Source organism: Apibacter sp. B3546 (assembly GCF_009827885.1).
Lineage (GTDB): Bacteria > Bacteroidota > Bacteroidia > Flavobacteriales > Weeksellaceae > Apibacter.
The window spans coordinates 168,548-189,738 of sequence record NZ_WINW01000037.1; the positions used below are offsets into that span (position 1 = coordinate 168,548).

The following is a 21,191-nucleotide window of genomic DNA, read 5'->3' on the forward strand; positions in this document are numbered from 1 at the left end:
TTTTCTAAACAATTTTTTTAGAAGTCAGATGTAACGTTCAATAAACTATTGCAATAATTATTCATATATGTAAATTCATCTAAACAACTTATGAACAATTTTGAGATATACTGCCTTCTATTCGTTTTAGTAAATAATGTAAACGATTTCCCGCTATCGATTTCCTGTCTATATAAAACTAAATTAATTAAGCCTGAGATAAAAAAAAGTAAACTTGTCAAATAATTCAATTATTATATAAAAGTAAGGGAATTAGAAAAGTTGATCTATCTTTGTTTACATGAAATGGGATGAAATAATAGGCCAGCAATATTTAAAAAAGCAATTGCAAAATTCAATAAAGGAAGATAGAATTAGCCATGCGCAACTGTATATAGGAAAACCGGGTTACGGAGTTTTACCGCTTGCACTTGCCTATGCTTCAGAAGTTATTTGCAAACAATCTGAAAAATGTTTATTACAGATTAATCAATTGCAACATCCCGATTTGCATTTATCTTTTCCTACCATTAATAATTCAACAGAAAAAAAAGAAGCCATAAGTTCCGACTACATTAAACAGTTTAGAGAGTTTATTATCGAAGATCCTTATAGGGATATAAATCAATGGTATGCATATATTAATGAAGATAAAAAACAAGGGATCATCTCTGTTAAAGAAATAGAAAATATAATTGATAACCTAAACTTAAAAAGTTTTGAAGGAGGATATAAAGTTCAAATAATTTGGATGGTAGAAACTATGAGAGTAGAGGCTGCCAATAAATTACTTAAAATATTGGAAGAACCGCCTGCTAAAACTTTGTTTATACTCATTGCTGAAGATGATAAAAAAATTCTTCCAACCATATTGTCTCGTTGCCAAAAAATAACTGTTAATTCTTTGGAAAACAATGAAATATCTGATCATTTACAAAATAGGTTTTCCTTAGACAAAGAAACGGCCGATACTTTAGCAAAAAGAGCTGATGGCGATTGGGATGTAGCTTGTAAGCTAATAAAAAACAATACCTTACAAGAAGAATTCGAGAAATATTTTATTCGATGGAACCGTGCAGCGGTCATGGCTCCTAAAAAACCACAATTTTTAAGAGAAATAGTAGATTGGTCTTTAGAAATATCTGCTTGGGGTAGAGAAAAACAAAAGAATTTCTTACAATTTTGTGCCGAAACTTTTAGACAAGCCTTACTTCAAAATTACGAATCCTCAAGCTTAGTAAATAATCCATTAACATATGAAAACTTTAAATGGGATAATTTTAGTCATTTTGTTCATGGGAAAAATATAGAAGATATTTTAGAAGAAATTAATAATGCATTTTTTCATATTGAAAGAAATGGAAGTGCTAAAATCATTTTTTTAGATATGGGTATAAAATTAACACGATTTTTGGCTAGGAAAAATGAGTAATTTTTGCCATATAAGATAAAAAAAGTTGTTTTTTCATCTGGTTTTTAGAAAGGTTATTTGCGTGTATTTCAATTTAATAAGCTGTTTAACAGCTAGATAAAAGCGATCGTTATTTAGAATAATTACAAATTAACAAAAACTAAAAGATATGTTAAAAAAAACATTTGGCAATATAGAGCATATTTTTATTTTTGCATAAGTCGCTTTTAATGGGACAATTATATTATAAATAAGTTTCATTCAATTGAAATCAATTATTATGAATAAAATTATAGCAGTCTGTATGCTGACTCTCTTTACAAGTGTTTCTGTTTTAGCGCAGAAAGTAAATGGAGATGTAAAGAATGGAGAGAAATTATTCAAAGACAATTGTACCGCTTGTCACGCGTTAGACCGAAAACTTACAGGACCTGCACTAAAAGGAATTGTAACAAAATTAACTGAAGAAGGCGCTGATGTAGAATGGATCCAAAAATGGATCATGAATAATGAAGCCTTAAGGAAAAGTGGAGATAAGCGTGCGAATAAAATCTTCGAAGAGAACAATCAAATTGCTATGGATGTTTTCGAAGGCAGATTATCAGTACAAAATATCGATGATATTTTAGCCTATCTTGAAAATCCACCGGCTCCGCCGGAAGAAGCTGCTCCTGCCGTAGTAGAACAGAAACCATCTAATGATCTTAACTATATTTTACTTTCCTTTGCCTCAATTGGAGTAATACTGATTTTTACCTTACTTAAAATCAATAAACTAGTAAAACTAAAAACCTCCAGCGCTGAATTATCAGAACTTGAATCTACAAGAATTAGAACTTTTTCACAATTTTATGTGCAATACAAAGGGGTTTTGTATGGATTGGTAACTTTACTATTAGCCTTATCCTTTTATGGATTATGGGCTTGGTTGATGGGAATAGGAGTAGATAAAGGTTATGAACCGGATCAACCTATTTATTTTTCACATAAAATTCATGCAGGAGAAAATAAAATCAATTGTCAATTGTGTCATTCCGGAGCAAAATATGGAAAAGTTTCCGAAATTCCTTCTCTAAGTGTATGTATGAATTGTCATAGAAATATCAGCGAATATACCGGAAAATATATCGAACCGGGGAAATCTAAAGAATTCTATACTGCTGAAATAAAGAAAATTTATGAACATATTGGTTGGGATGAAGAAAACCAAAAATACACAGGTATACAAAAACCGGTGAAATGGGAAAGAATTCATAATATGCCGGATTTCGTATATTTTAATCACTCACAACACGTAGTGGCAGGAGAAAAAACAATAATAGCCGATTTCAATAAAAAGAACCCGAATCATCAAATTGACGTGGTATGTAAAGCCTGTCATGGTTCCATAGATACCATGAATGTAGTAAGAATGGCGAATGATTTCACAATGGGATGGTGTGTAGATTGCCACCGTACCACAGAAGTCGATATGACCAATGGATATAATGCAGCTTACTTCAACAAGCTTCATGAAAAATTGAAGAAAGAATATGGAGAAGATAAATCTAAAATAACGGTAGATGCCATAGGAGGTTTAGAATGTGGTAAATGTCATTATTAATTAATTAAAATCATCAGAAGATCATTATGGCTTCAAAAGATAAAATAAAATTTAGGAGTTTAGAAGAATTACAAGATCCTTCACTACCAGAGAAATTAGCAGCAAATGAATTTGTAGAAGAGCTTCCTATCGATGAATTTTTAGGAGATGATCAAGCAATGTATTCTACAAAAACCTCTCGAAGAGATTTCTTAAAATTCTTAGGTTTTGGAACAGCAGCTGTAACTTTAGCAGCCTGCGAAGCTCCAATTATTAAATCGGTACCATATGTGGTTAAACCCGAAGGTATCATTCCGGGAGTACCCAGTTATTACGCCTCAACTCTTTACAATGGATTTGACATTGCCAGTGTTTTAGTTAAAACAAGGGAAGGAAGACCCATTAAAATTGAAAGTAATAAAAATGCTGCCTTTTTTGGTGAAAGCACAGCCAGAAGTCAAGCTTCTGTTCTTTCATTATATGACAATAACAGAGCTAAAGCGCCTAAACTGAATGGATCTGAAACCGATTGGAAATCATTAGATAATTATGTAAATAAAGAATTACAGGCAGCTAAGGTTTCGGGTAAAAAGATTGTAATTTTAACACCATCTTTTCCTTCTCCTTCCACTAAAAAAATCATTGAGGATTTTACAACCCTATTCCCAAGCACAGAACATGTCGTTTATGATGCGATTTCGTATTCACCGGCTTTAGATGCTGCTGAAGAAGTTTATGGAGTAAGAGCTTTACCATTATATGATCTAACTAAAGTCGAATTATTGTTTTCTTTTGGTGCTGATTTTTTGAATGATTGGAATGGAGGGCATTTTGAGGCAGATTATGCGAAAGCCAAAACCCCGGGGAAAACTATGCTTAAGCATATTCAAATTGAATCCAATTTAAGTTTATCAGGGGCTAGTTCCGATGAAAGAATGCCGTTAAAACCTTCGGAAGTTCAAAAATTATTGGGCGAAGTGTACAAAGCATTGGATGGAACTTCTTCCAATCCTACTGCTCAAAAAATAGCTAAAGAACTCACAAAAAAAGGTTCAAAAGCGGTTGTATTTGCGGAAGGCGATAAATCAGCCTATGTGATAGCCAATCTGATAAATCAAAAATTAAATTCATTAGCAGTTAGAAAAGATAAAGTATTATTGACTAAAGAATCCAATGATGCTCGTTTTTCGGAACTACTATCTTGGTTGTCAACCGGACAAATTGGAGTATTACTTAACTTTAATACCAATCCGATTTATTCATATTCAGAGGGTGAAAAACTGAAAGATTTATTTAAAAAAGTGAATTGTTCTGTATCTCTTTCAGAATATGAAAATGAAACAGCTTCTATATGTAAAGCCATTGCACCTGTTCCTCACTGGTTAGAATCATGGGGAGATTTAAATCCGGCAACAGGGGTTTACTTATTATCACAACCAACCATCCAAAGAATTTTTGATACACGTCAATTCCAAGATTCATTATTGGTTTGGAGGAATGCGGGATTACAAACAAATGCGGTTAAAGAAAATATCACAATTGCTCCCGTTGGTTCGACTCCTTCGGTTGATTCTTTAGCTACTCAATCTAAAAAAGATACGGTTCAAGATGCAACCACTCCGTTTAATTCTACCTATACTACTACAGCAACACCTCAGCAAACCAATGCTTATTATAATTATTTAAAACAATATTGGCAAACGCAGTTAGGAACTAAATTAGGTTATAGTTTTAATCAGGCTTTATATAATGGATACAATGAAACATCCGAAATTACAGAATTAAATGTAATCGGAGGAAATGTTGAACAGGCATTGTCTAACTTAGCAGCTATTAAAGCGGGAACATTTGAATTAAACTTATATCTTAAAACAGCTATTGGAGACGGAGTTCAAGCAAATAATCCTTGGTTGCAAGAGTTGCCGGATCCTATCTCTCGTCTAGCATGGGATAACTATATTACAATTTCATTAGAAGATGCTAAACAATTAGGAATTAAGAATGAGACCAATGGCAGAATGCAATTGGATGGTTCCTTAGTAGATTTAACGGTTAATGGAAAAGTAATAAAAAGTGTTCCGGCATTAATTCAACCGGGACAGGCTAAAGGATCGATTGGATTAGCCTTAGGTTACGGTCAATCAAAATCCGGAAAAGTTGGTCAAACCGGAATAAATGCCTATCCTTTTTATCTTAACTCTAATTTAATTCAATATAATATAACTATTAAACCGACTCAAGGAATTCATGAATTTGCGTCAATGCAAATGCAAGGCACCTTAATGGGCAGGTATGAAATAGCAAGAGAAGTTTCCTTAGATACTTTCTTAAACGAGGATCCTAAAAAATGGAATGAGCCGTTAAAAATGGATTCATACGTAGGAGAAGTTCCTATGAATAAAGTAGATCTATGGAGAGATTATGACAGTACAGACGGTCCACATTTTAACCTTTCAGTTGATTTAAATGCATGTACCGGATGTGGTGCTTGTATTATAGCATGTCAAGCCGAAAATAATGTTCCCGTAGTTGGAAAAGAAGAAATAAGGATGTCAAGAGACATGTATTGGTTACGGATAGACAGATATTATTCTTCTAAAAAGCAAATAGAGCAAAAAGAAGAAATTTTGGAAAATTTGGATCAAGTTCCTATGTATAAGGAATTAATTGAGCCTAATCCAACTAATCCGGATGTAATTTTCCAACCGGTGATGTGTCAACATTGTAATCATGCACCTTGTGAAACGGTTTGCCCGGTAGCGGCTACCTCTCATGGAAAACAAGGACAAAATCATATGGCTTATAATCGATGTGTAGGAACACGCTATTGTGCCAATAACTGTCCGTATAAAGTACGTCGTTTCAATTGGTTCAACTACGCGCTTAACAATAAGTTTGACTATAATATGAATAATGATTTAGGAAGAATGGTATTAAATCCTGATGTCGTTGTTCGTTCCAGAGGAGTCATGGAAAAATGTTCCATGTGTATACAAATGACTCAGGCTACCATCTTAGAGGCTAAAAAACAAGGCAGAAAAGTGGAAGATGGAGAATTCCAGGTAGCATGTTCACTGGCTTGTTCTAGCGGAGCAATTAAATTTGGAGATATTAATGATCCTTCATCAGAAATTGCAAGGCTATCAAAAGATAAAAGGAAATATGTATTGTTAGAAGAAGTAGGTACAAAACCTAATGTATTCTATCAGCACAAAATTAGGAATAGAAAAGAATCATAAAAATTTTAAGAAAGTTACTATGTCAGGACATTACGAAGCACCTATTCGCGAGCCGTTAATTTTAGGGGATAAAACCTATCATGACATTACGGAAGATATTGCCCGTCCTATTGAAACCAAAGCCGGGAAACTTTGGTGGTTTGCTTTTTATATTGCTTTAGTAGCCTTTATCTATGGTGTAGGGTGTATCGCTTATACGATAGGTACCGGAATAGGGGTATGGGGACTAAACAGAACGATAAATTGGGGATGGGATATTACAAATTTCGTTTGGTGGGTAGGGATAGGTCATGCAGGAACTTTGATTTCTGCTGTATTATTGCTTTTCCGTCAAAAATGGAGACTTTCCATTAACCGTTCTGCGGAAGCCATGACTATTTTTGCGGTGGTTCAGGCTGCCATGTTCCCATGTATTCATATGGGGCGTATATGGTTAGCTTATTTTGTATTTCCTATAACTAACCAGTTCGGAACTTTATGGCCCAATTTCAACTCCCCCTTATTATGGGACGTATTTGCCATCAGTACCTATTTTTCGGTTTCTGTGGTTTTTTGGTATATCGGACTAATTCCTGATTTTGCCATGGTTAGAGATCGAGCGGTTAAACCGGTAACTAAAAAGATTTATACTATATTAAGTTTTGGATGGGGAGGAAAAGCCAATCATTGGCAAAGATTTGAGGAAGTTTCATTAGTTTTGGCAGGTCTTGCAACTCCTTTAGTTTTTTCTGTTCATACCATTGTTTCCTTTGACTTTGCAACTTCAGTTATTAAAGGATGGCATTCAACAGTATATCCGCCGTATTTTGTTGCGGGTGCTATATTTTCCGGTTTTGCTATGGTTCAAACCTTGCTTAGCGTGGTGAGAAAAGTATGTCATTTAGAGGATTATATCACTCAAAAGCATATCGAATATATGAATATTGTAATTGTTGTGACGGGAGGAATGGTAACAGTAGCTTATATTACAGAATTCTTTATCGGATGGTATTCAGGTAGCAGATATGAAGATTTTACTTATTTCTCAGTTGGAGCTGCCACTGGACCATATTGGTGGGCATTTTGGTTATTAATCCTTTGTAATGTATTAATTCCTGCTTCTCTTTGGATAAAAAAATTAAGAAGAAATTTTCTATGGACCTTCATTGTTTCCATTGTTATAAATATCGGTATGTGGTTTGAAAGATTTGACATTATTGTTATCAATCTGTCACGTGATTATTTACCGAGTGCATGGACAATGTTCCAACCTTCTTTTGTAGACGTAGGAATATTCATTGGAACAATAGGTTTCTTTTCAGTATTATATCTATTATATGCAAGGACTTTCCCTGTTATAGCGCAGGCAGAATTGAAGACAATTATAAAAACATCAAGTGAAGGGTATAAAAAACATCATTTAGAAAATGAGCACCACTAAGACAATTATTTACGGTTTATACGGAGATGATGATCTCCTTATAGATGGGGTTAAGCAACTTCGTGATAGAGGAATTGAAATTAATGAAGTTTATACACCTTTTCCGGTACATGGATTAGATAAGGCAATGGGATTAAAAGAATCGAGAATGTCTGAATTTGCTTTTTTCTATGGAGCTATGGGGTTAGCTGTTGCTTCTGTGCTTACTTGGTATACGATGAATTATGATTGGCAGCAAAATATAGGAGGAAAACCGAGTTTTACTTGGACAGAAAATATGCCGGCTTTTATTCCAATTATGTTTGAGTTGACTGTATTTTTTGCCGCTCACCTTATGTCCATAACATACCTTATTTTAAACAAGCATTATCCGGGACAAAAAGCTCAAAATCCTGATCCAAGGACTACCGATGATAAATTTTTAGTTGAAATTTCTAATCAAAATTACGACCAAGTAAAGGAAATTTTGATTGCTACAGGTGTTGAGGAAATAACTGTAAAAAAAATTGAAGATGAAAAAAATAACTAAATATATTCTTTTTGCTATAACAGGAAGTTTGTTTATAATTTCTTGTAGTAAGAAAAAACCCAGTTTGGTTTATTTTCCAGATATGTACTATCCGGTAGCCTATGATCCTTATCAAGAGGCAGTAATTGCTTATGGGGAACAAGGCACGACGGTTCCTTTATTTTCAAAACAAGGAGGAGCAACCGCATTAGCGCCTGTACCCGGAACCATAGCTCAAAATCCCGAAGGAATTCTACCTATGGATTTGCCAAATACCCCTGAAGGATATGATGCTTCTAAAAAAATAACGGTTTCACCGCTAAACCCTTTAAACAAAGATAAGGACTTAGCCAGAGGAAAAGATTTATATATAAAAACATGTTCGGCTTGTCATGGTACAGCCGGAGACGGACAAGGTGATATTGTTCAATCCGGAGCATTTTCGGGAGTACCTAATTATAAGGATAGGGATATAACAGTCGGATCTGTACATTATGTTATGGAACATGGAAGAAATGCCATGGGATCTTATGCGGGGCAACTTTTACCCGGAGATATGTGGAGAGTTGCAGAATATGTAATAAACGAATTTAAACCTTCTGCAACATCAAACTCTGCAGAACAGACACAAACAACAGAACAATAATACAGCTATGAGATATACATTTTCATCAAGTCTTAAATTAACGTCCATAGTATTAATCGTAGTAGGATTGATAGCCTTTGGTATAGGGTATTATCAGAATTCACGTATAGATGAACATGCTGTTAAGGAAATTTTACATCATAATGAAGAATTAGCGGGAGCTCAACCCATGAATTCAGTTTATAAAGGAGATGTTGCGCACTCCAAAGAACATATTGAACATGCTGAACATCAGATTCATAACAGACCGTGGTCGGCATTTTTTGTTTCTTTGATGTTATTTTTCGGTATTTCAGCTACCGCCTTGTTTTTTGCTGCTGTACAACATGCAGGTAATGCCGGTTGGTCTATTGTTGTTATCAGAGTAATGGAAGGTATAGCTTCATTTTTACCTGTTGGCGGTTTATTAATGGTCATATTTATTCTTCTTTCATCATATGGTGGTGAACACGGAGGACTGAATCATTTATATCATTGGATGGATCCGTCTTTAACCGATCCTAATTCTTCGCATTTCGATTTACTTATAAAATCTAAGGAACCGTTTTTAAATAGACCGTTTTTTGTTATTAGAACGCTGATTTATGTAGCCGGATGTATTTTCTTTTTATGGAAAATAAAATCTCTAACGAGAAAGTTGGATGAAACTAAAGAAGTTTCCGATTATAAAAAAGTATACAATTGGAGTGTAGGTGCTATTGTTTTCTTTGCTTTGGCTTCCGCTTGCTGGGCATGGGATTGGTTAATGTCCATTGATCCTCATTGGTATTCTACTTTATATATGTGGTATGTATTAATCAGCTGTTTGGTTTCTTCCGTTGGAGTGATGTTGATTATTTCCATATATCTGAAAAAGAAAGGTTTTTTACCAGCATTTAACGATAATCATATGCATGATCTTGCTAAATTTTTGTTTGGATTTAGTCTTTTATGGTCTTATCTGTGGTTTGCGCAATTTATGTTGTATTGGTATGCTAATATTCCTGAGGAAACGGTATATTTCTTTGGAAGATACAAGTTATATGGACCTACTTATTTTACCATGTTGATTCCGAATTTAGTTTTACCGTTTTTGATATTAGTAAGCAGTAAAGTGAAGAGAAATTATGTCATTGTCCCTATTATGGCTTGTGTGGTACTATTCGGTCATTATTTGGATATGTTTAATATTATTATGCCGGGAACAGTTGGTGCTTTCTGGGGTATAGGACTATTAGAAATTGGGGCTTTTATTTTTATGTTGGGACTATTTATATTTACTGTAATGTATTCTATAAGTAAGCTTAATTTAGAAGCTAAAGGTAATCCATACTATCATGAAAGTGAATTATTTGAATATCCTTTCTAATCATTAAAAGTATTTATTATAAAAAAAGCATCTCTATTATGAGATGCTTTTTATTTATTATGGAATTTATTTTTGTCTGAAATATATTTCAATCGGTACACCTGTCAATTCAAAATTTTGACGTAATTTATTTTCAATAAATCGTTTATAGGGTTCTTTGATATATTGCGGCAGATTTGCAAAAAATGCAAATTGTGGAGTTCTGGTGGGAAGCTGAGTACAGTATTTAATTTTTATATATTTACCTTTTATACTTGGCGGGGGGGTAGATTCAATTATAGGAAGCATAACTTCATTTAATTTACTGGTTTTGATCCTGCGTGAACGATTTTCATAAACTTTCATGGCAGTTTCTACCGTTTTATACACACGCTGTTTAGTAATAGCCGAGGTAAAAATGACGGGTACATCCGTAAATGGAGCAATCTTTTCTTTTATAAAATTTTCAAATTGTTTTAAGGTATTGGTTTCTTTTTCAACTAAATCCCATTTGTTAACGACGATAACAACTCCTTTTCGGTATTTTTGGGCTAAAAATAAGATGTTCATATCTTGTTTTTCCCAACCTAAGGTTGCATCTATCATTAAGATTACAACATCTGAATCCTCAATTGAACGTATGGAACGCATTACGGAATAAAACTCAAGGTTTTCATTTACTTTAGTTTTTTTCCGCATACCGGCGGTATCAATCAATACAAATTTATATCCGAATTTTTCATATAAGGTTTCGATACTGTCTCTGGTAGTACCGGCTATATCTGTTACGATATTACGCTCGTTTTCCAATAAAGCATTGGTAAACGTTGATTTTCCCACATTAGGCCTTCCTGCAATGGTTATTCTCGGCAAGCCTTCAAAAGGGTCTACATAATCATCTTCTTTAAATGTGGCAACTATATCATCCAGCAGGTCTCCTGTACCGCTACCCGTCATTCCTGATATAGTATAATATTTCTCCATTCCCAATGAATAAAACTCCATGGCTTCCGTTTCCAACATAGCATTGTCAACTTTGTTAACAACTAAAAAGACAGGTTTGTCTGTTTTTCTTAAAAGATTGGAAACCTCTTTATCCATATCGGTGATGCCTTCTGTTACATCAACTAAAAATATAATCGCAGAAGCTTCATCTACAGCAAGTTCAACTTGTTTTCTTATTTCTTCTTCGAAAATATCTTCTGATCCAACTACGTAACCTCCGGTATCAATAACAGTAAAATCGACTCCGTTCCAGTCACTTTTTCCATAATGCCGATCACGAGTAACCCCGGCCACACTATCAACAATTGCTTCCCTCTTTTGTAGTAATCGATTAAAAAGAGTAGATTTTCCTACATTAGGCCTTCCTACAAGCGCTATAATATTTGACATATCATATTTTTTGCAAAGGTAAATAAAAATAAATAGCAGATTTATATATGGAGTATATAAACGTTATTGACGCTATTATAATAATTGTTTTAAATGTTTGTATTCAATAAATTATGCTCTAAATATAAAATTATGTATATTCATTGTGAGAATTATAAATTTTGTTATATTTTTGATTTTTAAATTTTAATAATTAAAGGCGTTTTTTGATTTTGGAAAAAAGAATTAATGTAACTAAGGTATTTTTACCTCCTTTATCTGAATATAATACATATTTAGATAAAGTTTGGAAAAATCAATGGCTGACCAATAGAGGTGAATTAGTTTTAAAACTTGAAGAGAAACTCAAGAAGTATTTAAATATTACTAATATATTAGTTACTAATAACGGTACCGTCCCTATTCAAATAGCATTGAAAAATATTGCTGAGGGAGGAGAAGTTATTACTACACCTTTTAGCTTTGTGGCCACTACTTCCGCCATTATATGGGAAAGCTGTAAACCGGTGTTTGTGGATATTGATCCGGATCATCTGACTATAGATGAATATAAGATTGAAGAAGCAATTACAGATAAAACTACGGCAATATTAGCAACCCATGTGTTTGGTAATCCTTGCAATGTAAAAATAATTGAAAAAATTGCAAAGAAATATCAAATAAAGGTTATTTATGATGCAGCGCATTGTTTTGGAGTAGAGCATGACAGCAAATCCGTATTCGAATATGGTGATATAAGTACCTGTAGTTTTCATGCTACCAAGCTATTTCATACGGGAGAAGGAGGAGCTATATTTTGCAAAGATTCAGAATTGATGAAAAGGTTAAATTATAATCATAATTTTGGATACACTGAAACCAATGATATATGTGGTGTAGGAATTAATGCTAAAATATCTGAACTACAAGCAGCAATGGGCTTGTCCGTATTACATTATATTGATTATATAATTGCTGAAAGGAAAAAAGTAGTAGATTTTTACAATGAATCTTTAGATTTTAGTAGATTAAAATCAATTCAAATAAGAGAAAATACTAAGTGGAATTACAGCTATTATCCCGTTATATTTAATTCTGAAAAGATACTATTAAAGGTATTACAAAAATTAGCAGAAGAAAATATTGTACCCAGACGTTATTTTTACCCTTCATTAAATACAATAAATTATGTTAAAGGTAATAAAATGCCAGTATCAGAGTCCATATCAGAAAAAATTTTATGTTTGCCTTTATATGTTGGTTTAGAAAATAGTGATTTAGAAATAATAACAAAACTTGTAAATAGGTATAGTGAATAATAATTTTATATTTTTAAAAAAGTAATCATTTATAAATTAAAACGGGATTCTTTAAAAATTTTTGTTAGTTATAGATATTTAGTAACTTTCAAATTAAATTGTATTTAATTTTAATTTAATAATATGATCAAATAGTAAATCATAAAATTCACATTATGAAAGTAAAAGAACCTGAGTCTAAATACAGAGTACGATTTGCAGATTGTGACCCTATAGGTCATCTTTCTAATCTTCGTTATTTTGATTATATGCTAAATGCTAGGGAGGATCACTGTTTAGATAATTATCAGTTAGATAATTTTGAACAATCTAAAAAAACCGGATGTTTATGGGTTGCTTTACAAAATCAGATTGCTTATATCAAAGAAGTTAGATATAATAAAGATATTATAATTACTAGTAAAATAGTAAAATATACAGACAGGACTAACACAGTTGAAGTGTTAATGTTAAATAAAGACAAAAGTTTGACACATGCTGTTTTATGGGTTACTTTAATATATTTTAATTTATCTACCCGAAAATCTGAAGTTCAACCGCAAAATTTTTTGGATTTGTTTCAAGAAATATGTGTAAGTATACCGGAAAATTTGTTTGAGGAACGAGTGGAAAGTTTAAGAAAACAAAATAAAAAAAATAGTTAAAAAAATAGATGATAGTAACTGAAACCACACTTAAAGGATGCTATATTTTAAAACCGCAATTTTTTGAAGATTCACGCGGATTTTTTATGGAGACATTTAATCTTGATACATTTGAAAAAAAAGTAGGATATAAACCCAATTTTGTTCAAGATAATGTCTCTAAGTCTTCATATGGGGTTATACGAGGTTTACATCAGCAGTTACCCCCCTATTCTCAAGCTAAATTAGTATACGTATTGCAAGGTAAGGTAATTGATGTTGCCGTTGATGTACGAAAAAATTCTCCGACTTTCGGGCAATATATATCAGTTGAATTATCGGCAACCAATAAGAAACAACTGTTTATACCGAAAGGTTTTTTACATGGATTTTCAGTAATATCAGAATCAGTTATTTTTGCTTATAAATGTGAAGGATTTTATCATAAGGAAAGTGAACTGGGTGTTAATCCTTTAGATAAAGATTTAAATATTGATTGGGGGATTGATGCTGGGGATAGAATTATTTCTGAAAAAGACTTAAATGCGATTTCTTTTAAAGAATTCAAACCCGTTGAATTATAATAGATTATGAAAAAAATATTAGTTACAGGGGGAGATGGGCAATTAGGAAGATCTTTAAAGCAAAGATTAAAAGAGAAACCTCTTGCAAATTATAGTTTTACATTTACAGATGTTCAAGAGTTAGATATATTAGATGAAATATTTGTAAAAACGTATTTTTTTTCAAACAAGTTTGATTACGTAATTAATTGTGCTGCCTATACTGCTGTTGATAAAGCAGAAACAGATATTGAAATGGCCGAAAAACTTAATGCTGATGCTGTTAAGTTCTTAGCAAAAGCAAGTGCTTCTCAAAAAGCTACTTTCATACATATTTCAACAGATTATGTGTTTTCAGGAGATGAATCAACACCACGTAAAGAAGATGATCCAGTAGCACCTTTAGGTATTTACGGTAAAACCAAATTAAATGGAGAGATACTAGCTCAATACTATAATCCAAAAACATATATAATAAGAACGGCTTGGCTATATTCTCCTTTTGGGAATAATTTTGTGAAAACGATGTTAAAATTATTTAAAGAAAAAGAAGAAATAAATGTTATTAACGATCAAATAGGATCTCCTACAAATGCATTAGATTTAGCAGATGCTATCTTAACTATTATACAAAATGATATAGGAGCTTATGGAATATACAATTTTTCAAATGAAGGCGAATGTTCTTGGTATCAATTTAGTGAAGAAATAAAAAAAATAAGTAAATCTAAAATTAAAATCAATCCTATTCCTACTTCAGACTATCCTACTCCCGCAAAACGACCGCAGTATAGCTTGTTAGATAAAACTAAAATTAAAAATACATTTGGAATTTCAATCCCTGAATGGAAAGATAGTTTAAAAGAATTGCTCAATAGATGAATATAATAATTTAAATTATCTATATTTGTATAAAAAAAATATGATAAAATTTATTTCAATCTTCATGTTAGGGCTAACTCTACTACTTACTAGTTGTGATAAACCGGTTAACGGTCAAGAAGTGGCGCCACCAAACAGGTATTCTTTCCAAGTTATTGAGTCTGCTGAAGGATTAAGAACCTATGTTTTTGATGGTAAAACTGGAGACGTTTTCGTTAGAACCCCTGACGGAAAATGGTGGAATGATTCTGGTATTAAAACTGCACAAAAAAGCAAATAAGAAGATAAATACTTCTATAAAACTCTTAATTATACTTTTTACTAATTAAGAGTTTTTAATTGGTTAAATCTTCAAAGTATTAATTTATTAAAAATATATTTACATATAGTTTGCTATTTATATATAATATAATGAAATATTTTAATCAATCATATTTATAGACTATATTTTAATAAATATTATATGGGCAATAAATTATTTCTATTTTATGGGTAGAGATATAAAAGTTCTTTTATTTGATTGTAAATTATTCAATAGGAAATGGCGATTTCATCACGCAAAATTAGTTTAAACATCTTTATTATAAAGGCACTTACTCTTGTTATAAATTTATTAATTGTTAGTGTTTCTGCAAAGTATTTTGGATTATCTTTAGATAGGGATATATGGATTATAGCTACTGCATTTATAGTCAATTTAAACAATACATTTTTTAATCCTATATCAGATGTTTTTAGGATAAAATATGTTCAAGTTAAAGAGGAAGAATCGGTTCAATCAGCATTAATTAAAACGGGTTCTTTATTGCTTGTCTATACTATTATGGTTATTTTACTAGTAGTTATTTTTTTCTTTTACGGTAAAAATATTATTCATAGTTTATTCACTGTGGATGGTTTATTACTAAATAGATATTGTTTATTTGTTAATATTTTACTTTATAGTATTTTGTTTACGCAATTTACTTCAATCGGTATAGGTATCTTAAATGCAAATAATATATTTTATATACCAGAAATAACATCATTTTTTACATCATTTTTTAACTTAGGGATAATATATTTTGGTACATCATATATAGGTATTTTCTCTTTATATGTGGGTCAATACTTTAATTTACTAATTTTATCTTTAGTAATAATTTATTTTTTAAGAAAAAATAAATTATTACCTATTTTTAAATGGAATAAAACTTTTATATCTCAAGCGAAGGTATTTATAGTATTTGGTATCCCTTTTTATTTTCCTTATATAGTTGGTCAAATAAATTCATTAATTGAAAAAAGTTTATCCAATAAAATGGGAGTAGGTATTGTTTCAATGATTGATTATGCACAAAAATTCACTTTATTATTTCAGGTTGTTTTTACTAGTATTATATTAACAGTCATAATTCCTCAACTTACTAAAAATTTTTATAGAAAAGAATGGGAAGAATATTATACTTCCTTTTATAATTACTTGAAATTTATAATTTTAATAGTGAGTTTTTTTGTTCCCTTACTATATTTAAATGCTTATGAGATTAATTATATATTTTTTAAAAAAGGAGTAGTTAGCATAAGTAACATAGAACAAATTTCGCATTTAACTAAATTATATTCCATATCTTTTATAGCCATTTGTTTATATGTTTATATATCACCGGTAATGATTTCTCAATTAAAAAATAAACAACAAGCGGTATTGGGAGTTTTAACTCAAATAGGAATTATTATATTTAATTGTTATTTTTATAAACTATATTATCAATTTACGTTTCCCGTATCTATAGGTCTTTTTCATTTATTAATAGCTTTTATAATGCTTTATATAATATCTATTCATAATAAGAAGAAAATATTTTTATATCTATTTAAATCTATCTTATTATTAATATTATTACTAGTAATTGGAGAAATCATAAACCATTTTATCCATTTTAATAATATTTATTTTTCACTCTTATTTAAAACCGGGATAATGTCAATTATTATTTTAGCTTTCACTCCTTTGTTAGGAATAAATGTTTTATTTTATTTTAATCAACACTTAAATAAATGGAATTTAAAAATTTAACCTTAATTTTTGCTCATTTTGAAAAAGAACATTTAGGAAAAGATGTTTTTCTAGTCCCTTATTATCTTGGAAAAGAATTATCCTATGAAGTAACCATAGTATATAAAAAAACTAAAACAAATAATTTATTTAAAAATAATAGCTACAAGGGAGTTAAATTACGTTCCTTAATAAATATATTTAAGCTAAATAAATTACAAAATACGTCATTTTTTTTATCTTCATTGCTTTATGTTATTAAGAATGGTAAAAAGATTGATTTATTAATGACTTTTCATTTCAGGTTTACAAGTGCCATATTATGCGTTTTATATAAAATGATCAATCCTAATGGGAAGTTTTATTTAAAAGTGGATGGTGGAAAAGATATTGTAGAAGTGAGAAAAAAAGCGTCATATTTTAAAAATATATTATATAATAAATTGCTCAATCAAAGTGATTATATTTCATTAGAAACGAGTAAAGTATATAAATTGTGGATAGATCACTTAAATATACAAGAAAAAATATTTTTAGTTAGAAATGGATTCGATGAAAAGGAGCTTGAAAAATCGTCAATTAAATTAATTCCTTTTACAAAAAAAGAAAATATAGTTATCACGGTTGGACGAATAGGTGCGGTTGAAAAAAATACATTAATGTTTTTAAAAGCTATTGAAAAATTATCTGAATTAAAGGATTGGAAATTTTTTTTAATAGGCCCAATTGAAGATAAGTTTAAAAATAGTATAAATGAATTTTATATTAAAAATCCAAAATTAAAAGATAAAATTATTTTTACAGGATCAATTTATGAGAAAAAGGATTTATGGGAGTATTATAATAAAGCAAAAGTATTTGTTTTAACTTCGATTACGGAAAGTTTTGCTTTAGTATATACGGAAGCATATAGATTTAATAATTATATTATTTCAACGAATGTAGGTGGGGCAAAAGATACCATAGAAAAAAATCAAAATTTTGGAAAATTAGTGGGACAAAATAATGATGAAGAATTAAAATCTATTTTAGAACAAATAATTAATGATAATGATTATTTTTTAAAATATCCTGATAAGGATCATTCTGATAATTCATGGCAAATATGTTTAAAATCATTAGTTGATAGTATTAAAAATAATAAAATTGGAGTATAAAATTATTATAGTAAATTATAATGGATGTTCAGACACTATAGAATGTTTGGAATCATTATTAAAATCTACCAATCAAAACTTTCAATTGTTTATTGTAGATAATTCATCAAAAAATGATGATTATGAAATATTTAAGAAATGGGGTCAAAACATTTCCATGGATATAGAAACCAAATTCCCAGAATTGGTTTTTCCAATTTCAGAAAAGTCGAGTCAAGATTTGTTGTATTTAAATGAAGAAGAATTTTATGAGTTAAAAGATATTGAACAAAAAATTGTATTTATTAGAGCAAAGGAAAACAAAGGATTTTCAGCTGCAAATAATATTGTTTTAAAATATTTAAAAAAACAGGATAAATATGACTATATTTGGCTCTTAAATAATGATACAGTAGTAGCCGTAGATTTTTTGAATAATATTTCGAAAAAATTTGAAAAAATACCAAAATATATCGGTATAATAGGAAATTCTTTGTGTTATTATAATCAGCCGGAAATATTACAATGTGTAGCTAATAAATATAGTGATTGGCTTGCTCATACCTTTCCTTTATATGAATGCATGAATTATTCGGATATTCCTAAAAAAGCAATATACAATTTAATACCCATAGGAGCTTCAATGTTTATAAAAAAAGAATGTTTTATGGAAGTAGGATTTCTCGAAGAAGATTATTTTTTGTATTTTGAAGAGTGGGATTATACTAGTAGAGCAAAGAAAAAAGATTGGAAATCAATAATATTTACTGATTTATATATTTATCATAAACACGGAACAACTATAGATAACGGAAATAATGAAGGTAAATCTAAAACTTTATTTTCAGATTATTATTTGTTAATTAATAAATTGGTTTTTGCAAAGAAAAACTTAAAATGGTATCATTTACCATCAGTTTATTTAAGTTTTGTACCCGTCATAATTAATAGAATAAGACGAGGGCAATGGGATAGGGTGAAGATGATATTTAAAATAATTTTAGGATTAAAATATGATGTGAAATGAGTAGTAAGATTATGATCTTATCTTTAGGTAGGACAGGAAGTTTACCACTATATTCTGATAATATAGTTTTACATTTTCCTGAAAATAGTTACGATTACTATAAATCTAAATATGCTATAGAAGGTATTTCAATACCTAATCAAAAATCATTAATAACCTATAAATCAGCTTTTTCCTTTATTTTAAATACACTTTTTATACTCCCATTTTATAGTTTAGTTCTTTTACCTAAAATAGTGAAAAATTACAGAATTCTATATTTACCATATTTTCATTTATGGAATTTACCATTTATATTGCTCTTTAGATTATTAGGTCGCGACGTAATATTGACAGTACATGATGGTATATTGCATAAAGGTGAAAACGGTTTTTTGCTTCAACAATATTCTAATTTAAATATTAGATTGAGCTCTAAATTAATTTTTTTAACAAACTATGTTAAAGTTAATGTGGAAAAAACGTTAAAATTAATTAAAACGAGTATTATAGTTCCTCATGGATTGATTGAAACAATATCATTAGTTGATTCTCCTTCTAAAATAAATAGGGGGAAAAATATACTTTTTATAGGAAGAATTAGTCCTTATAAAGGTGTAGAGCTTTTAGCTGAGGTCATTGAAGATATAAGGGATAAAATAGATAAATGTATAATTGCCGGAAAAAGCATTTATGATTTAAAAATTAAAGATACGGATAAATTAAAAATTCAGGATAAATACCTATCTGATGTCGAAATAGGTGGACTTTTAAATTGGGCAGATATTTTAGTTTTACCTTATTTGGAAGCGACACAATCGGGAGTTATAACTCTCGGGATTAGTTCAGAATTACCTATGGTTTGTACAAATGTTGGAGGTTTTAATGAACAATTAGATCAAGATGAATGTATTTGGGTTGAGCCCAATAAAGATTCATTAAAGAAAGGTTTAGTACATTTAATTGAAAATCAATCTCAAAGAGATTATTTAATTAAGAAAATGCATAAAAAGAAACTATCTCTTAAATGGGATACAATTTCATTACAAATATTTAAATTTTTAAATACTAATGAATAATCTGAAGATTACAAAAAGTAAATTCATATTTTTTAGTTTTGCTTTTTTAGGTTTAATTATAGCCATTAGCAGTAGCTTTATATTACCTAAAAAATATTTTTCCGATGCATTAACGATTATTCATAATCCATGGAATTTAAGTGGAATAATAGGAGGTTTTCAGTTTTCAATTTTTTTTTATTCCATTACAGGGATGAGATGGATGCCTTTTCCTTTAGTTGCTTTAATACAATATCCGATTCTAATATATATTTTAACTAAAATAGGAATTCCTTCAAATTTTGATAAAGCAAAAATGACCAATATTATCATGTATTTTTCTTTTTTTGTAATTGGCATATATATATCAATGCAAACGAAGGAATTTATTTCATTTATATTTTGTGCATTTCTTGTTTTTATAATTAGGAATAAAAAAGATATTTTAAAAAATAGAATAATAATATGTTCATCATTAATATTATTTGCAATGATATTTAGGACTTATTTTTATGCAATTTTAATTTTATGTATATCTTTTAGTGTTTTAAGTTTTTTAAAATTTAAGTTTAATACATTTTTAATTATTATCTTCGGATTGTTAGTTATCATTCTTATAAGTTTTGTGCATAATATTGGTAATAAAGGATATATGTCTGATAAAACCCGCACGGAATTAAATGAAGAGAGATTAGATGATCCTAAAATAAAAGAAGAATCAAGATCAGCTATAATTCCTCCGTTACCGACCAATACATGGTATGGGGAAGTCGTGTCAATATTATATGGTTTTATAGTAGTAAATATTCCTATCACATCAATTTTCTCTACATCACCCCAGATAATTATATTTGCAATTTGGCAACTAGGATTATTTTTTTGTTTATCTTTAAAATTTGACCAAATCTTGAGGGCTAAAAAAAATAATAATATTAATTGGGCATATTATATAACATTTTCATTTTTTATTGTTCAAGGCTTATTTGAGCCAGACTTAGGATCCTCCATAAGACATAAAGCAGGTATATTTCCATTGATTTATTTTATTTTATTTTATGATGCTAAAAAAAAATAATTTTC

The 21,191-nt window shown here is 30.0% G+C and carries 19 protein-coding genes; 17 read left to right on the forward strand and 2 right to left on the reverse strand.

The window, feature by feature from the left end; all coding sequences use genetic code 11:
- Positions 1–280 precede the first annotated feature (280 nt).
- From GFU93_RS09370 to GFU93_RS09400, 7 genes are all read left to right on the forward strand, one after another.
- Positions 281–1,411 carry a DNA polymerase III subunit delta' gene (locus GFU93_RS09370; protein ID WP_160568947.1) on the forward strand — a complete coding sequence of 377 codons (1,131 nt, stop codon included), beginning with the start codon at positions 281–283 and terminating at the stop codon, positions 1,409–1,411.
- 259 nt (positions 1,412–1,670) lie between these two features.
- On the forward strand, positions 1,671–2,993 hold the full coding sequence (locus tag GFU93_RS09375; RefSeq protein ID WP_160568949.1) for a c-type cytochrome: 1,323 nt from the start codon (positions 1,671–1,673) through the stop codon (positions 2,991–2,993).
- Positions 2,994–3,019: 26 nt separating this feature from the next.
- Entirely contained in the window at positions 3,020–6,211 is a 3,192-nt protein-coding gene (locus GFU93_RS09380; protein ID WP_160568951.1) for a TAT-variant-translocated molybdopterin oxidoreductase, read from the forward strand.
- 19 nt (positions 6,212–6,230) lie between these two features.
- Positions 6,231–7,631, forward strand: coding sequence for an NrfD/PsrC family molybdoenzyme membrane anchor subunit (nrfD, locus tag GFU93_RS09385; protein WP_160569153.1), 1,401 nt, complete (start codon positions 6,231–6,233; stop codon positions 7,629–7,631).
- Positions 7,618–8,160 carry a DUF3341 domain-containing protein gene (locus GFU93_RS09390; RefSeq protein WP_160541743.1) on the forward strand — a complete coding sequence of 181 codons (543 nt, stop codon included), beginning with the start codon at positions 7,618–7,620 and terminating at the stop codon, positions 8,158–8,160. The genes nrfD and GFU93_RS09390 overlap by 14 nt, the downstream gene beginning before the upstream one ends.
- The gene (locus GFU93_RS09395) at positions 8,144–8,785 is read left to right on the forward strand and encodes a cytochrome c (protein WP_105296733.1); all 642 of its coding nucleotides are present in this window, start codon (positions 8,144–8,146) and stop codon (positions 8,783–8,785) included. The genes GFU93_RS09390 and GFU93_RS09395 overlap by 17 nt, the downstream gene beginning before the upstream one ends.
- Before the next feature lie 7 nt (positions 8,786–8,792).
- On the forward strand, positions 8,793–10,133 hold the full coding sequence (locus GFU93_RS09400) for a quinol:cytochrome C oxidoreductase (protein ID WP_105296732.1): 1,341 nt from the start codon (positions 8,793–8,795) through the stop codon (positions 10,131–10,133).
- Positions 10,134–10,199: 66 nt separating this feature from the next.
- Here the strand turns inward: GFU93_RS09400 and der are convergent, their stop codons facing one another.
- Positions 10,200–11,507 carry a ribosome biogenesis GTPase Der gene (der, locus tag GFU93_RS09405; RefSeq protein ID WP_105296731.1) on the reverse strand — a complete coding sequence of 436 codons (1,308 nt, stop codon included), beginning with the start codon at positions 11,505–11,507 and terminating at the stop codon, positions 10,200–10,202.
- 206 nt (positions 11,508–11,713) lie between these two features.
- Here der and GFU93_RS09410 point away from each other — a divergent pair, with 206 nt between their 5' ends.
- From GFU93_RS09410 to GFU93_RS09450, 9 genes are all read left to right on the forward strand, one after another.
- Positions 11,714–12,805 (forward strand): DegT/DnrJ/EryC1/StrS aminotransferase family protein, encoded by a 1,092-nt coding sequence (locus tag GFU93_RS09410; protein ID WP_160568953.1) that lies wholly within the window; start codon positions 11,714–11,716, stop codon positions 12,803–12,805.
- 155 nt (positions 12,806–12,960) lie between these two features.
- Complete coding sequence (locus GFU93_RS09415; RefSeq protein WP_160568955.1) at positions 12,961–13,449, forward strand: thioesterase family protein; 489 nt, start codon at positions 12,961–12,963, stop codon at positions 13,447–13,449.
- Positions 13,450–13,457: 8 nt separating this feature from the next.
- Positions 13,458–14,012, forward strand: a complete 555-nt coding sequence (gene rfbC, locus GFU93_RS09420) for a dTDP-4-dehydrorhamnose 3,5-epimerase (RefSeq protein ID WP_160568957.1) — start codon at positions 13,458–13,460, stop codon at positions 14,010–14,012.
- 6 nt (positions 14,013–14,018) lie between these two features.
- The gene (rfbD, locus tag GFU93_RS09425; protein WP_105296727.1) at positions 14,019–14,873 is read left to right on the forward strand and encodes a dTDP-4-dehydrorhamnose reductase; all 855 of its coding nucleotides are present in this window, start codon (positions 14,019–14,021) and stop codon (positions 14,871–14,873) included.
- Between the two features lie 64 nt (positions 14,874–14,937).
- Complete coding sequence (locus GFU93_RS09430) at positions 14,938–15,153, forward strand: hypothetical protein (RefSeq protein WP_105296726.1); 216 nt, start codon at positions 14,938–14,940, stop codon at positions 15,151–15,153.
- A 261-nt stretch (positions 15,154–15,414) separates the two neighbouring features.
- A complete protein-coding gene (locus GFU93_RS09435) occupies positions 15,415–16,932 on the forward strand; it encodes a lipid II flippase MurJ (RefSeq protein ID WP_160568959.1) in 1,518 nt (505 codons plus the stop codon).
- Entirely contained in the window at positions 16,914–18,068 is a 1,155-nt protein-coding gene (locus tag GFU93_RS09440) for a glycosyltransferase (protein WP_160568962.1), read from the forward strand. The genes GFU93_RS09435 and GFU93_RS09440 overlap by 19 nt, the downstream gene beginning before the upstream one ends.
- Positions 18,058–19,074, forward strand: coding sequence for a glycosyltransferase family 2 protein (locus tag GFU93_RS09445; protein WP_160568964.1), 1,017 nt, complete (start codon positions 18,058–18,060; stop codon positions 19,072–19,074). The genes GFU93_RS09440 and GFU93_RS09445 overlap by 11 nt, the downstream gene beginning before the upstream one ends.
- Complete coding sequence (locus GFU93_RS09450; RefSeq protein ID WP_160568966.1) at positions 19,071–20,132, forward strand: glycosyltransferase family 4 protein; 1,062 nt, start codon at positions 19,071–19,073, stop codon at positions 20,130–20,132. Before GFU93_RS09445 ends, GFU93_RS09450 begins: the two co-directional genes overlap by 4 nt.
- A 177-nt stretch (positions 20,133–20,309) precedes the next feature.
- Here GFU93_RS09450 and GFU93_RS10155 read toward each other — a convergent pair whose 3' ends face one another.
- Complete coding sequence (locus GFU93_RS10155) at positions 20,310–20,444, reverse strand: hypothetical protein (RefSeq protein ID WP_255410565.1); 135 nt, start codon at positions 20,442–20,444, stop codon at positions 20,310–20,312.
- A 319-nt stretch (positions 20,445–20,763) separates the two neighbouring features.
- Here GFU93_RS10155 and GFU93_RS09455 point away from each other — a divergent pair, with 319 nt between their 5' ends.
- Positions 20,764–21,186, forward strand: coding sequence for a hypothetical protein (locus tag GFU93_RS09455; RefSeq protein WP_160568968.1), 423 nt, complete (start codon positions 20,764–20,766; stop codon positions 21,184–21,186).
- Positions 21,187–21,191 lie beyond the last annotated feature (5 nt).